A 14,067-nucleotide genomic window follows, 5' to 3' on the forward strand; every position below is an offset into this window, starting at 1 on the left:
ATAGGCTGTGTTGAAGCTGTCGCCGGCAAAGCCCTGCCGAAGCAGGCCACCTTCGGCCTGCCTGAGTTCGACCATGCATTCGCCGATTGAAAGAACGCGTCCCACCATGCTGTACAGCCAATCCATAGTTGATGTGAGTAAAGGTCAGGCGGTCATCGCCGGTCGGCCGCGCATGGGGCCGCCATACCCGTCGGCGACGTGGCCAAGGCGGCTCGACAGGTCGGCGGCGGCATCGAGCAGCGTCTTAAGATAGCTGGCGTGGTTCTTCAGCCCGTCCTCGCGCGGTGCGACCAGGCACAGCGTCGCCATGCAAGTGCGGTCGGCCTGGTAGACCGGCACGGCAAAGCAGTGGGTGAAGCTCTCGACCGCGCTGTTGAAGGTGAAGTAGCCGACGCGTGCCGCTTCGCGCACCTCGGCGATGAACTCCGCCGGATCAAGCCAGTCGCCATTCGGCAAGCGGAAATCGTCCTTCGGGATGAAGTCGAGGATTTCTTCGTCGCTCATATGCGAAACGAGCAGCCGGCCAGACGCCGTCCACGGGATCGCCACCGGGTCGCCGACATTGGAGGAGATGCGGAACTGGCGCAGCCCCTCCTTCATCTGGGCGACGGTGTATTTGTTGCCTTCGAGCACACACATCTGGGCCGTCTCGCGCGTCTCCTCGGCGATGTGCGTGAGCAGCTTGTCGCATTCGCGCATCAGGTCGAATTGCTCGGCATAGGCCATGCCGAGGAAATAGAGCTTGCGGCCCAGGAACACGCGGCCGTCGCCGCCGCGATACTCCAGAACGCCTTGCCGCATCAAAAGGTTGACCAGTTCGTAGACCGAAGAGCGCGGCGCGCCGATGCCTTGCGCGATCTCGTTGGGGCGCAGCGGCTGACGCTTCAGGCGCAGATGATTCAGGATTTCAAAGGCACGATCGAGACCGCGCGCGCGCCTGTTGATGATATCGTCAGCTACGTCGTCCATGCGCCGCCTCCCGGCGAATTGCCGAAGTGAAATCCTGTGTCGCTACGGCGCCTTGTAGGCGACGCAGTCGATTTCGACCTTGCAATCGACCATCATGCTCGACTGTACGCAAGCGCGGGCCGGCGGATGATCGCCGAAATACTCGGCATAAACACCGTTGAACGACCAGAAGTCCCGGGGGTCGTCGAGCCAGACGCCGACGCGCACGATATGCTCCAGCCCATAGCCTGCCTCTGTCAGGATGGCGATCAGGCTTTGCATCGTCTTGCGCGTCTCGGCGACAATGCCGCCACCGACGATCTCGCCATTTTCCATGGCAACCTGCCCCGATACATAGAGCCAGCCATTGGCTTCGACTGCGCGAGCGAAAGGCAATGCCTGCTTGCCCGCGCCGGATTGGCCTGTGCCGTAGCGCTTGATCGTCATGCTCATTCTCCGAATGCCGCGCGATGCCCGCGCGCCAGAAGTTTACAGGGTCTTCCAGCAAACATATGTCCATTATTGCGGACACATGTTCTGAATAATGGATTTACGTATCCATATGCAGGCGCCATTGTTTGTCAAGCGCTTCGGAGGCAAGGTCGTCCGACGTATCGAGTTGGAGGCAGAGCAAGGCATGTTCGACAAAATCCAGACCCCCGCAGTGTTGGTGGACCTCGATCTGGCCAAGCGGAACATCGAGCGCTTTCAAGCCTATGCCGACAGCCATGGACTCAAGGTCCGGCCGCATATCAAGACGCACAAGCTTCCCCGCATCGCCGAGCTGCAGCTTGCAGCCGGTGCGGTCGGCATCACCTGCCAGAAGGTTTCGGAAGCAGCAGCAATGGTCGCGGGCAGCGACCGCATCACCGATGTGCTGATCACCTACAACGTCCTTGGCGAAGACAAGCTCGCCGCGCTGCTGGAGCTATCGCGCAAGGTGCACCTTGCCGTGGTCGCCGACAATGCGACTGTGATCGACGGGCTGTCGGCGGCGTTCGCTGCCGCGGGCGCCACGCTCAATGTCTTTGTCGAATGTAATACCGGCGCCGATCGCTGTGGCGTCGGCTTGCCTGAGGCGGCGGTCGAACTCGCTTCACGCATCGCTGCCGCACCCCGCCTGCATTTCGCCGGGCTGACGACCTATCCGCCCGTGGGCGGTGCCGCCAAGGTGCAAGCCTTCATGACTGAGGCAAAAGCGCTGATCCAGGCCAAGGGCATTGCGGTTCAAGCGGTCACATCGGGCGGCACGCCGGACCTGATGTCGGCCCATCTGGCGCCCGTCGCCACCGAATACCGGCCAGGCACCTATGTCTACAATGACCGTTCGCTGGTGGCGCGCGGTGTTCCCAGCTGGGACGATTGCGCATTGACCGTGCTCGCCACTGTGGTTTCTGTGCCCGCACCCAACCGCGCCATCATCGATGCCGGCAGCAAGACGCTGACCTCCGACTTACTCGGTCTCAAGGGCCACGGCCATGTGCTTGGGCGCCCCGACATATCGATCGACCAACTGTCGGAAGAACACGGCAGGCTCAGGACCGAGGGCGACATCAATCTGACCGTCGGCCAGCKGCTGCGCATCGTGCCCAACCATGCCTGCGTGGTGACCAACATGGTCGACGGCGTCTATGTCTATGGCAAGGATCGCGCGCCCGAACTGTGGCCGGTTCCGGCGCGCGGCAAGATCGTGTGAACGACGTTTAGCGAACGACCAGCACCGGTACCTGGCTGTTGGTCAAAACTTCGACGGTCTGGCTGCCGAGAATGAGCCGGCCAAGTCCACGACGGCCATGCGAGGCCATGACGATCAGGTCGCAGCCGCGATCCTTGGCAACCTGATTGATCGCCTCCGCCGCCCACATCTCCTCGACATGCACGACTTCGGCATTGACACCGAGCTTGTCGGCCTGCGCCTTGGCGGCGTTCAGCACCTTGGCGCCGTATTCCTCGCCGGCCCTTTGATAGGAAACAATGTCCTCGGCGGTGGCGACAGGACCGTACATGCCAGCCGAGGCGAAGATCGGCGCAGGTTCGGTGACGCTCATGACCGTCACCTTGCTGCCGAGGCCCTTGGCCAGGTTCAAGCCATGGTCGAGGCCCTTCTGCGCCAGTTCCGAACCGTCGGTGGCGATGAGAATATGTGCGTACATGATGCGGTCTCCATGGGCTGTGTAGATTCTGGCGCCAGCCTCGCCCGACCGCCACGCCTGGGTCAAGGCAAGGCCACGGCAAATCGGATGGGGCAGCGTGTCGGAAATCACTTGACCGTTATATCCACGCAAACATAACAATGCGCCTCGCTATATTCGGACGGATATAGCCATAGCTCATCACATATCGGACCCGCGCCCATGAACCGTCGCAATATCTTGCTTTCGCTCGTAACTGTGGCCACGGTCGTCAACGGCTTCACCGCCTTGGCGATTGCCGATGAGCGCATCTTTGTCGACGCGGCAGGCCGCAAGGTGGCACTGCCGGAAAAGATCACCCGCGTCATGGCCGCCGGCCCGCCCGCCTCCGTGCTGCTCTATTCGGTCGCGCCTGAAAAGCTGGTCGGCTGGGTGCGCGAGTTCAAGGACGACGAAAAGGAATTCATCGCCGAGCCCTACCGGGCCCTGCCGGTGCATGGCCGCCTGACCGGCAAAAACAACACCGCCAATCTCGAAGCGGTTCTTGCCATGAAGCCTGACTTCATCCTTGACGTAGGCACTGTCGATGCGACCTATGCCTCGCTTGCCGATCGGGTGCAGGAGCAGACCGGAATCCCCTACATCCTGGTCGACGGCACCTTCGCCAACGCGCCGAAGTCGCTGCGCGATATCGGCGAATTGCTCGGCGAAAAGGAACAGGCCGAAGCGTTGGCAAATTACACCGAAGCGGCGATGAAGCGCCTCGACAAGGTCGTGGCCGATATTCCCGCAGATCAGCGCCCGCGCGTCTATTACGGTCGCGGTCCGGACGGGCTAGAAACCGGCCTCGCCGGCTCTATCAACATGGAAGTACTCTCGGCGGTTGGCGCCACCAATGTCGCCGAAGCCGCGGGCAAGGGCGGGCTCGCCAATGTCTCGCTCGAACAGATCCTGTCGTGGAACCCCGATGTCATTCTGACGCTGAGCCCAAAATTCCAGAAGGCGGTGCTGTCAGACCCGTCATGGGCCGGCATCAAGGCGGTGAAGGACGCGCGCGTCTTCCGCGCGCCGGCCCTGCCCTTCGGCTGGTTCGACGCCCCTCCCGGCATCAACCGCGCCATCGGCGTCGCCTGGCTGACCTCGGCACTCTATCCCGGCAAGTCTGATGTCGACCTCAAGGCCGAGACGCGCAGCTTCTACAAGCTGTTCTACCACATCGACCTGACCGACGAGCAGCTTGAGAAACTCCTTGCCGACACTGGCCCGAAATCCTGAACTTCAGGCCAGAGGCGGCGTGGTGCCGGAGCCTGAAAATCCCCGGCGCGGCCGCCTGCAGTCGCTCGGCGTTCTTGCATTTCTCCTGGGGCTGATCGTGATCGCTGCCATCGTCACCGGGAAATATCCGGTGACACCTGGCGACATTTGGGCCGTGATCATCTCAAAGACCACCGGCAACGAGAGCGGTGTCGCCACCACCGTCGAAACAGTCGTCTGGAATGTCCGGTTGCCGCGCGTCGGCGCCGGCTTGGGGGTTGGCGCGGCTCTTGCTGCCGCAGGCGCGGTCTATCAGGGCCTTTTCCGCAACCCGCTGGTGTCGCCCGACATCCTTGGCGTTTCAGCCGGCGCCAGCTTAGGTGCCGTCGCGGGCATTTTCCTGTCGATGTCTGTATTGGCCATCCAGGGGCTCGCCTTCCTCGGCGGGCTGGCAGCGGTCGCCGTTGTTTATGTCATCGGCTCGGCGGTGCGCGAGCGCGATCCGATCCTGGTACTGGTGCTGGCGGGTGTCGCCATCGGCGCCCTGCTCGGCGCTTGCGTGTCGCTGCTCAAGGTTCTTGCCGATCCCTACAACCAGCTGCCCGCCATTACCTTCTGGCTGCTCGGCAGCCTCGCCTCCATCACCCGAGGCGATCTCGTCTCCATCCTGCCGGCGGTGGCCATCGCCCTTGTGCCGATGATATTGTTGCGCTGGCGCATGAACCTGATGACGCTTGACGACGAGGAGGCGCGCGCGCTTGGGGTCGAGACGCGCTGGATCCGTGTCGTTGTCGTTGCAGCAGCAACCCTGATGACCGCAGCAGCCGTATCGATCTCCGGCATCGTCGGCTGGATCGGCCTTCTGGTGCCGCATGTCGCACGCATGTTTGTCGGCCCCGAATTTTCCCGGCTATTGCCGACATCGATGATCATCGGCGCCGGCTACATGGTCGGCGTCGATGCGCTCGCCCGCAGCATGGCCGAGATCGAAATCCCGTTGGGCATCCTGACCGCCGCTGTCGGCGCACCGTTCTTCCTCTATCTACTTCTGACGACCAGGCGAGGCTGGCAATGATGCTTCAGGCAACCGAACTCGCATTCGGCTATGGCCGCGTGAAAATCGGCCATGGCGTCACGCTTTCGGTCGATCGTGGCGAGGTGCTGTGCCTGCTTGGCCCTAATGGCTGCGGCAAGACCACTTTGTTCAAGACCCTGCTCGGCCTGCTGCCGCGCCAGGGCGGCAGCCTCGAGCTGGACGGCAAGGACATCGCCGACTTTTCGCGCGCCCAGTTCGCCCGCCACATCGCCTATGTTCCGCAAGCCACCGGTGTCTACTTCCCGTTTTCGGTGTTCGACGTAGTCTTGATGGGCCGCGCCAGCCGCATCGACACCTTCGCCTCGCCCACCATGGCCGACCGTGCGAAAACACAGGAAGCACTCGCAATTTTGGGCATCGGTCACCTCGCTGCCCGCCCCTTCACCGACATCTCCGGCGGCGAAAAGCAGATGACGCTGATTGCCCGGGCGGTTGCCCAGGAGCCGGAGCTGATCGTCATGGACGAGCCTACTGCCAGCCTCGACTTCGGCAACCAGGCGCGCGTGCTCAGCCGCATATCGAGCTTCGCTGCCACAGGCATGGCGGTAGTCATTTCGACCCACGATCCCAGCCATGCTTTTGCCTGCGCCAATCGCGTCGCGCTTATGCAGGCAGGCGCGCTCGTTGCCATAGGAAAGCCCGCCGAGGTGCTAACATCGGAAACACTGCAGGCTCTTTATGGCGTCGGGGTCGCAGTTGCCTATCTCGAACAGGCCGGACGCCATGTCTGCACCCCAACCCTGACCGAAAGGAACGCATCATGAAGCTCAGCGCCCGCAACCAGATCAAGGGAAAGATCGTCGAAGTGACCAAGGGAGCAACGACCTCGCATATCCGCATCGACATTGGCGGCGCCGTCGTCACCGCCTCGATCACCAACGAAGCGGTCGACGACCTCAAGCTTGCGGTCGGCAAGGACGCCTATGCGGTGATCAAGGCCTCCGACGTCATGGTGGCGGTGGACTGAGCATGGTCCGCGAAAAGGAGATCCGCGACGGCGAAACCGCCGTCGCGCAACCCACCGAGTTCGACGCCGGACTGGTGTTCATCGGCCGCATCCACACGCCCTGGGCCTCGCGCCTGATGACACCGCGCCAAGGACGCGCCGACGGCCCCATCTGCCGCATCGAAATCTTTGAGCCATGGCAGGCAGCACTCGATGGTATCGAAAGATACGAACGCCTCGAGGTGCTCTACTGGCTGCACATGTCCAGGCGCGATCTCGTGCGCCAGAGCCCGGCCAATGACGGGACCTCACGCGGCACCTTTGCCTTGCGCTCGCCCGTGCGGCCCAACCCCATCGGCACCTCGATCGTCGAGCTAGTGGGTGTGGAAGGCAACATGCTGAGTGTGCGTGGCATGGACTGCCTTGACGGCACGCCCTTGCTCGACATCAAGCCCGACCGCACGCTGTTCAAACCCGTCGCCCCGCCGCAACCCGGCGATTTCGAAACCGGGTGACTAATTTCGGCAGATCGCTGCAGGCAGCCCATCAGCCGGACGGCGAGCCTCAGCACCCACCGAAAATACAGCGCATTCGAGCGTCGCCGCCATCTTTGCCCCTTGGACATCGAAAGCCATCGGCCCATCCCCATTGGGGAAAACCTGATGGCTCAGCACCCATTGAAGCTGCCCCCTGACGATGCCCGCGTCGATCGACGGCGAGCGCTTGAGCACGGCGCGCACGCCAAGTTCGGGATCTTTCAGGCAATCGCGCCACGCCTGCCGGCTGATCGAACGCAGCTTGCCAGCCAAAGCGGGATCGCGCTCAAGCACCGTGCCGAGTGCGACGAGCACGCTCGAATAGGTGTCGAGGCCATTGTCGGCGAAATAGAGAAAGGCAAGCCCGCAGGTATCGTAGCCGCGGCTTTCCATGGCGAATTTCAGCGTCGCATCGAAACATGTCGCAGCCAGCACTTCCCGCGCTGCGACCAAGCGGTCGCGCTCTTCAGGCTGGACGCCGAGATAGGTGTAGCTGTCAGAAGCAAAGCCGTTCTTTGCCAGCAATAGCGGCAGCAGCCGCGCCGAGGTGTCGCCATTGGGACCGCACAAGGTGCTGCCTTCGATGTCGGCCAAAGTGAGTTCCTTGCCATCGGAGAGATAGCCGAGGCAGCAGGGCGTGTTTTCATAGATCGGCAGCAGGCAGGTGATTTCCTGTTCCCCGGTGCGCAAGGCGCGCTCGAACACCGAAGACACATCGCCAAAGCCGATATCGGCGTCGCCCTCGACGAGTGCGCGCGTCACCTGCGACGAACTGAACCCTTCAACGAAGGTGCAGCTAAGGCCGTGGTCGGCGAAATAGCCGGCATCGACGGCGTGGAGGAAAGGCGAGTTCTGGCCCTGGTACAGGTGGTTCAGCTTGAAACGCAGTTCCATTCCAAAAATCCTCGCATTTTGGAAAAAGCAGTTCTTGAGAAACAGCTTCGCCAAAAAGTATCTAGTCGCCGTGGCTTCCGTTGTTGGTCGCCCACCGGCTGTGCGATATAAGCACCTCTCCCGGTTTTCAAGCTACCCATCCAAGGAGTGATCATGGGATTTGCGCGGACAGCACTGCTGGCCCTCATCGCGGTTTTCGGCGTGAGCGCGGCAAGTGCGCAGGACTACAAGGCCGCCCTCGTCAATGCCGATACGCTCACGGTCGGCACCTCCGGCTCGGCGCCACCGTTCAGCATGACAAACGCCACGGGCGAGCTTGAAGGCTTCGACATCGATGTGATCAACCTGATCGCAAAATCGCTTGGCGTCAGCGCCAAGTTTGAAAAGCTCGACTTCGCCGGCCTGCTGCCAGGCCTGACCGCCGGGCGCTTCGATGCCATCGCTTCGGGCGTGTCGCGCACGCCGGAACGGCTTGCCTCGAAGGATTTCTTTCTTTTGTCGCCCTATATCGTCAACGGCGTCGCCGTGACGCGCCGCGAGGCAGACACCGGCATAACAGGCTGGAAGGATGTCTGCGGCAAGGTCATGGGTGCGGTGCGCGGCGGCTCGTTCCAGAAGGTCGCCAAGGAGAAGCTGTCAGCCGGATGCGTCACCGAAAGCCGCGAATATCCAGGTTCGACGGAGCTGTTCCTCGATCTTGAGAACCGCCGCATCGACTTCGCTGCGCACGACTTCCTCGGGCCGAAATATCTCGCCAAGTCGGGCAAGCTGGCTGGCGTCGTCACGCTCGACGACATGCTCTCTACCGTGACCCAGAGCGTCGCCGTCAACAACAAGAACAAGCCGCTGGCCGACGCCATCGACGCCCTGTTTGAGACATGGCGCAAGGACGGCACGCTCCAGGGCCTCGCCGACAAGTGGTTCGGCGCTTCGATCGACTGGTCGAAGGCGCAGTAACAAGCGTAGCCGGAGGGGCGGCCGGACATGGAAATTGCGATTGCCTGGCTGCCGCGGCTGTTGACCGCGGCAGTTCTCACCATTGCGCTGTCGGCGGTGATCTTCACCCTGTCGGCGCTGTTTGGCCTTTTACTTTCGCTCGTCCATTACGGCCGCGAGAAATCGCTGCCGCGCAAAGGCATCGAAGCGTTCAGTGCTTTCTTCCGCTCGGTGCCGGAACTTGTCGTCCTGTTCCTGTTCTTCTTCGGTGGGCCGCAGATCGGTTTCGACTTCGGCCCGATCGGCTCGACCATCATCGCGTTCACGCTGGTCGGCATCGCCTTCGACTACCAGGTGTTCAAGGGCGCGCTGGCAACGATCCCGTTCGGCCAGTATGAGGCCGGCAAGGCGCTCGGCCTGCCGACGCGGGTGGTGTTCCTGCGCGTCCTCATCCCGCAGATCCTGCCGCTGGCGCGCAAGGGCTGGATCACCTACGCCATCGGCACGGTCAAGCGCATGTCGATTGCCTCGGCGGTTTCGGTCAGCGAAATCCTCTACGTCACCAAGCAAGGAATCGCCGCCACCAACGCGCCCTTCACCTTCCTGACGCTGGCTGTTGGTCTCTACATCCTGATCGTGACACCGCTGCTCGTGTTCAACGAACGCAAGCCCAAGCAGGTGGCCACGCGATGAGCATCCTGCTCGACCCCACCTACCAGCGCATGCTGCTCAACGGGCTAGGCATGACGCTGCTGATCTCGGTGATCGTTATTGCCGTGTCGAACATCCTGGCACTGCCTCTGGCCATCTACATGCAGCGGCCCAATGGCACCTTCCGGCGGCTGATCATCGGCTACAGCTTCTTTGCCCGCGCAGCGCCGGTGCTGGCACTGCTGTTTGGGCTCTATTACGGCCTGCCCCGGCTCGGCATCTATCTCGAGCCGTTGCCCTCGGCGTTGATCGGCCTGATCTTTGCGTCGACCGCCTATAATCTCGAATTCCTGCGCTCGGGCTTCGAAAGCGTGCCTACGGGCCAGCTCGACGCCGCAAAGGCACTCGGGCTGAAGCCCTTCGCCATCTACTGGAAGGTGATGATGCCGCAGGCCTACCGGCTCGCAGCGCCTTCGCTGTTTTCCAACGCCATCCAGATGGTCAAGGGCAGCTCGCTTGCCRGCCTCGTCGCCATCGATGAACTGACCGCCGCCTCGACGACGATCATCGCCGACACCTACAAGGCGATCGAAGTGCTGCTGGTCGTGTCGGTTTTCTACCTTTTGATCGCAGCCGTCATCATTGGCCTGCAATATCTCTATGAATCCCGCCACCGCCTGAGCCGACGCTGAATCAGCCCTTGTAGACCAGGCCCTGCGGATCGATTTCGGGTTTGCGCCCGGCGATCAGATCGGCAAGGAACTTGCCGGAACCGCAGGCCATGGTCCAGCCGACATGGCCATGGCCGGTGTCGAGATAGAGGTTCTTGAAGCGGGCGCGGCCCATGACCGGCACCGAGCCCGGCATCATCGGCCTCAGCCCGGCCCACAGCTCGGCCTTGGCGGGATCGAAGGCGCCGGGAAACAGCTCCTTGCCGGCCTTGAACAGGCGGGCGAAATCCTCAGGCTTGTGGCTGCGGTCGAAACCGGCGAATTCGGCGGTCGAGGCCAGCCGCAAGCGGTCGCCCAAGCGCGAATAGGCGATCAGATTGTCCTCGTCGGCGCCGCCCATGGTTGGCCCTCTGGAGGGATCGTCGAGCGGCACGGTCGCAGTATAGCCCTTGACGGGATAGACGGGCAGGTCGATGCCGTGGCGCCGGCCGAGCAGTCCGCTTTCCGGGCCCATGGCGATGACAACGGCTTCTGCTGCGACAATGCCAGATGATGTCTTCACGCCGGTGACGCGGTCGCCGTCGATGACAAGGTCTTCGACAGTGGTGTCGAACATGAACTTCACACCGAGACGCTCGGTGGCGCAGGCGGCCAGGCTTTCGACGAACATGCGGGAATCGCCGGTCTGGTCGATCGGCGAATAGACACCGCCAGCAATGCCATGCTTGGCCGCTGCAAGGCCCGGCTCCAGTTCGACCATGCGGTTGCGGTCGACAATCTCGATCGGCAGTCCGTGTTCGGCGAGAAAGCGGTAGTTCTCGCTGCCTTCGTCGAGGCTCTTTTGTGAACGGAAGAAATAGAGGATGCCTTTGCGGCGCTCGTCATAGGCAAGGCCGGTTTCGGCCGAAATCTCGTTGATGCACTGGCGCGCATACAGCGCGAGCCGGAGCTTGACCTCGCTGTTGGCGCGCAGCCGCGCTTTCGTGCACTGAAACAGGAAACGCAGGCTCCAGGCGTAGAAGTAAGGATCGAGCCGCAGCCTGACCTTGATGCCGAGGTCGGGTGTGTAGAGCGAGCGAATGAAGGTCTTGAGCGCTGCCGGCGAAGCCCAGGCGGTGGCATCGCCCGGCGAGACAAGACCGGCATTGGAATAGCTGGTGCCCCGCGCCGCAGCCGGATGGCGCTCGAGCACGGTGACCTCATGGCCGTCGCGGGCCAGGTAATAGGCTGCCGCCGTTCCGACCACGCCTGCGCCGAGAACCAGGATCTTCATTGCGTACCCAAGTTGATATCGGGCTCTGACCGGGAACCCACGACCGCCGGGAACTCAACTCCACGCGGCAGCACTAGCCGTTGCCGCGCGGCATATCGAGAGGTGCTGGCAGGAATCGGCTGAGCCAGCCTCAGCCGGCTATGGAATTCTTGCGGCTGAGCAGCTTTTCCCAGTTGAGCGCGTCGCCAACGATGGCGTCGAGATCGTCGTGCTTGGGTGCCCAGCCAAGCTCGCCGCGCGCGAGGTCCGCATTGGCAACGACCGAAGCCGCGTCGCCGGCACGGCGAGCCCCCATCTCGACAGTGAAATCGCCGCCATGCACGCGCCGCACACTGTCGATGACTTCGAGCACCGAATAGCCGTGACCGTAGCCGCAATTGGCAACGAGATTGCCGCCGCCGGCGCGCAGGCGGGCGAGCGCCAGCCGGTGTGCTGCGGCGAGGTCCGAGACGTGGATATAATCGCGCACGCAGGTACCGTCAGGCGTCGCATAATCGTCGCCGTAAACTTGCATCGAGGCGCGCTTGCCGAGCGCGGTCTCCGAAGCGACCTTGATCAAGTGGGTGGCGCCCTTGGTCGACTGGCCGGTGCGCCCCTTGGGATCAGCACCCGCAACGTTGAAATAGCGCAGCGCGGTGTAGCGCAGCGGGTGTGCTGCCGCCGCATCGCGCAGCATCCATTCGCTCATCAGCTTGGACAGGCCGTAAGGCGATTCCGGCGCAAGGCGGGCGTCTTCGACCACCGGCTCGATGCCGGCCGCGCCATAAACGGCCGCCGTCGAGGAGAAGATGAAATGCTTCACGCCACAGCGCACCGCCGTCTCGATCAGGCTGCGGGTCTTGCAGGTGTTGTTGTCGTAATAGCCGAGCGGATCGGCGACCGATTCCGGGACCACGATCGAACCGGCGAAATGGATGATGCTATCCACGCCATGCTCGCGGATCAGCTTGCCGACGAGTTCCTGGTCGGCGACATCGCCCCTGACAAGCGTCGCCTCGGGCCCCACGGCCCAGTCGAAGCCGGTCGAAAGCCGGTCGAGCACGACGACCTGTTCGCCTGCATCGAGCAGTTCCCAGACCATGTGGCTGCCGATATAGCCCGCCCCGCCCGTCACCAATACCGCCATCGAATCCTCCGCATCTCATTTCCACTTTCGCACTGTCTAGCGCAAAAACTCAGGCGAATGCGAGGCGGCTTCCGCGCGAAGAACTCAGTCGCTGCTGAGTTTGATCCACATCAAGGGACTTTTCGCCGTTCCGTGGTCGTTTGGGACGTCGAGGGCGTGGCATTTTGACCAAAACGGTTGATGGACGCCGAACCGGCCGTTGACTATGCTCGCGGTTGAAAAATTGGGACGTCCACATGAACTACCAGCGGTTTTTCGAAGAAGCGATCGACCAAATCCACGCCGAGCGCCGTTATCGCGTGTTCGCCGATCTAGAGCGCATCGTCGGCAAGTTCCCGCGCGCGATCTGGCGCTCCAACGGCCGGGCGCAGGAAATCACTGTCTGGTGCTCTAACGACTATCTCGGCATGGGCCAGCACCCCGACGTGGTGGCGGCGATGCAGAAGGCAGCTGGCAACATGGGCACCGGTGCTGGCGGTACCCGCAACATCTCCGGCAACAACCATCCGCTGGTCGATCTCGAGCATGAGCTCGCCGATCTCCACGGCAAGGAAGCGGGACTGGTCTTCACCTCTGGCTTCGTCTCCAACGAAGCCGCGATCTCGACCATCGCCAAGCTCCTGCCGAACTGCCTGGTTCTTTCCGACGAACTCAACCACGCCTCGATGATCGAGGGCGTGCGCCGCTCGGGCGCTGAAAAGAAGATCTTCCGCCACAACGACGTCGCCCACCTCGAAAGCCTGCTGCAGGCTGCAGGTCGCGAGCGCGCCAAGCTGATCGTGTTCGAGAGCGTCTATTCGATGGACGGCGACATCGCACCCATCGCCGAGATCGCCGACCTCGCCGAAAAGTACAATGCCATGACCTATATCGACGAGGTCCACGCAGTCGGCATGTACGGCCCGCGCGGCGGCGGCATCACCGAGCGCGAAGGCCTTGCCCATCGCATCGACATCATCGAGGGCACGCTGGCCAAGGCATTCGGCACGCTCGGAGGCTACATCACCGGCACCCGTTCCGTGGTTGACGCCGTCCGTTCCTACGCACCGGGCTTCATATTCACCACGGCACTTCCGCCGGCGATCGCGGCCGCGACCACCGCATCGATCCGCCATCTCAAGAACTCGCAGTCCGAGCGTGACGCCCAGCAGCGTCAGGCGACGCAGGCCAAGCAGATGCTTGCCGACGCCGGCCTGCCGGTCATGGAGTCGCCAACGCATATCGTGCCGATCCTGGTCGGCGATCCCGAGCTGTGCAAGATGGCCAGCGACCGCCTGCTCGGCGTCCACGGCATCTACATCCAGCCGATCAACTACCCGACCGTGCCGCGCGGCACCGAACGGCTGCGTATCACGCCAACGCCATTCCACACCGACGAGTTGATCGCAGAGCTCAAGACTGCGCTGGTCGAGACCTGGAACGCACTCGGCATTCCATATCGCACAGAAGGCCACACCGAAGTTGCCAAGAGCGAGCGCATCGTTTCGTTGCTGGTGCCGCAATCGGGCGGCTGAAGCGGCAAGCCCTGTGGTTCGTCCTTCGAGGCTCGCCCACAGGCATTAACTTCAAGCTTTTAGCTGTCGCGCGGGCTCGCACCTCAGGAT

The 14,067-nt window shown here is 62.6% G+C and carries 16 protein-coding genes and 1 pseudogene; 10 read left to right on the forward strand and 7 right to left on the reverse strand.

From position 1 onward, the window contains the following. The 3 genes and pseudogenes from AC1DUU_RS09360 to AC1DUU_RS09370 form a co-directional block, all read right to left on the reverse strand. Positions 1–108, reverse strand: a pseudogene (locus AC1DUU_RS09360) (sugar kinase); the annotation flags it as partial. Positions 109–144: 36 nt separating this feature from the next. Further along, positions 145–969, reverse strand: a complete 825-nt coding sequence (locus AC1DUU_RS09365) for an IclR family transcriptional regulator (protein WP_476783148.1) — start codon at positions 967–969, stop codon at positions 145–147. Between the two features lie 42 nt (positions 970–1,011). Next, a complete protein-coding gene (locus AC1DUU_RS09370; protein ID WP_476783149.1) occupies positions 1,012–1,395 on the reverse strand; it encodes a RidA family protein in 384 nt (127 codons plus the stop codon). A gap of 190 nt (positions 1,396–1,585) precedes the next feature. Here AC1DUU_RS09370 and AC1DUU_RS09375 point away from each other — a divergent pair, with 190 nt between their 5' ends. Beyond that, positions 1,586–2,644 (forward strand): alanine racemase, encoded by a 1,059-nt coding sequence (locus AC1DUU_RS09375; RefSeq protein WP_476783150.1) that lies wholly within the window; start codon positions 1,586–1,588, stop codon positions 2,642–2,644. Between the two features lie 7 nt (positions 2,645–2,651). On the opposite strand, the gene AC1DUU_RS09380 is transcribed toward AC1DUU_RS09375, so the two are convergent. Further along, positions 2,652–3,101: a universal stress protein gene (locus AC1DUU_RS09380; RefSeq protein ID WP_109577967.1), complete on the reverse strand. Its 450-nt coding sequence runs from the start codon at positions 3,099–3,101 to the stop codon at positions 2,652–2,654. Between the two features lie 201 nt (positions 3,102–3,302). Between AC1DUU_RS09380 and AC1DUU_RS09385 the strand changes: the two genes are divergently transcribed. The 5 genes from AC1DUU_RS09385 to tsaA are packed head-to-tail and all read left to right on the forward strand — an operon-like array spanning position 3,303 to position 6,891. Further along, positions 3,303–4,355, forward strand: a complete 1,053-nt coding sequence (locus AC1DUU_RS09385) for an iron ABC transporter substrate-binding protein (protein WP_476783151.1) — start codon at positions 3,303–3,305, stop codon at positions 4,353–4,355. A 22-nt stretch (positions 4,356–4,377) separates the two neighbouring features. Further along, positions 4,378–5,409, forward strand: a complete 1,032-nt coding sequence (locus tag AC1DUU_RS09390) for a FecCD family ABC transporter permease (protein ID WP_476783162.1) — start codon at positions 4,378–4,380, stop codon at positions 5,407–5,409. Further along, positions 5,406–6,194 carry an ABC transporter ATP-binding protein gene (locus AC1DUU_RS09395; protein WP_476783152.1) on the forward strand — a complete coding sequence of 263 codons (789 nt, stop codon included), beginning with the start codon at positions 5,406–5,408 and terminating at the stop codon, positions 6,192–6,194. Before AC1DUU_RS09390 ends, AC1DUU_RS09395 begins: the two co-directional genes overlap by 4 nt. Next, the gene (locus AC1DUU_RS09400; RefSeq protein WP_476783153.1) at positions 6,191–6,397 is read left to right on the forward strand and encodes a TOBE domain-containing protein; all 207 of its coding nucleotides are present in this window, start codon (positions 6,191–6,193) and stop codon (positions 6,395–6,397) included. The genes AC1DUU_RS09395 and AC1DUU_RS09400 overlap by 4 nt, the downstream gene beginning before the upstream one ends. A gap of 2 nt (positions 6,398–6,399) precedes the next feature. Continuing rightward, positions 6,400–6,891 (forward strand): tRNA (N6-threonylcarbamoyladenosine(37)-N6)-methyltransferase TrmO, encoded by a 492-nt coding sequence (gene tsaA, locus AC1DUU_RS09405; protein ID WP_476783154.1) that lies wholly within the window; start codon positions 6,400–6,402, stop codon positions 6,889–6,891. Here the strand turns inward: tsaA and AC1DUU_RS09410 are convergent, their stop codons facing one another. Next, positions 6,892–7,806 (reverse strand): ABC transporter substrate-binding protein, encoded by a 915-nt coding sequence (locus AC1DUU_RS09410; protein ID WP_476783155.1) that lies wholly within the window; start codon positions 7,804–7,806, stop codon positions 6,892–6,894. It lies immediately after the preceding gene. 153 nt (positions 7,807–7,959) lie between these two features. Between AC1DUU_RS09410 and AC1DUU_RS09415 the strand changes: the two genes are divergently transcribed. Genes AC1DUU_RS09415 through AC1DUU_RS09425 form a run of 3 tightly spaced genes read left to right on the forward strand, consistent with a single transcriptional unit; the run spans position 7,960 to position 10,085 of the window. Next, positions 7,960–8,763, forward strand: a complete 804-nt coding sequence (locus tag AC1DUU_RS09415) for a substrate-binding periplasmic protein (protein ID WP_476783156.1) — start codon at positions 7,960–7,962, stop codon at positions 8,761–8,763. Between the two features lie 27 nt (positions 8,764–8,790). Then, positions 8,791–9,435, forward strand: coding sequence for an ABC transporter permease subunit (locus AC1DUU_RS09420; RefSeq protein ID WP_476783157.1), 645 nt, complete (start codon positions 8,791–8,793; stop codon positions 9,433–9,435). After that, positions 9,432–10,085, forward strand: a complete 654-nt coding sequence (locus AC1DUU_RS09425) for an amino acid ABC transporter permease (protein ID WP_476783158.1) — start codon at positions 9,432–9,434, stop codon at positions 10,083–10,085. The genes AC1DUU_RS09420 and AC1DUU_RS09425 overlap by 4 nt, the downstream gene beginning before the upstream one ends. Before the next feature lies 1 nt (position 10,086). Here AC1DUU_RS09425 and AC1DUU_RS09430 read toward each other — a convergent pair whose 3' ends face one another. Both AC1DUU_RS09430 and galE read right to left on the reverse strand, forming a co-directional pair. Beyond that, the gene (locus AC1DUU_RS09430) at positions 10,087–11,337 is read right to left on the reverse strand and encodes a D-amino acid dehydrogenase (protein WP_476783159.1); all 1,251 of its coding nucleotides are present in this window, start codon (positions 11,335–11,337) and stop codon (positions 10,087–10,089) included. Positions 11,338–11,467: 130 nt separating this feature from the next. Beyond that, positions 11,468–12,463: a UDP-glucose 4-epimerase GalE gene (gene galE, locus AC1DUU_RS09435; protein WP_476783160.1), complete on the reverse strand. Its 996-nt coding sequence runs from the start codon at positions 12,461–12,463 to the stop codon at positions 11,468–11,470. Between the two features lie 236 nt (positions 12,464–12,699). Between galE and hemA the strand changes: the two genes are divergently transcribed. Continuing rightward, the gene (gene hemA / locus AC1DUU_RS09440; protein WP_476783161.1) at positions 12,700–13,977 is read left to right on the forward strand and encodes a 5-aminolevulinate synthase; all 1,278 of its coding nucleotides are present in this window, start codon (positions 12,700–12,702) and stop codon (positions 13,975–13,977) included. The last annotated feature ends 90 nt before the right edge of the window (positions 13,978–14,067 follow it).

It is taken from the genome of Aminobacter sp. P4_H6_2 (assembly GCF_056400805.1).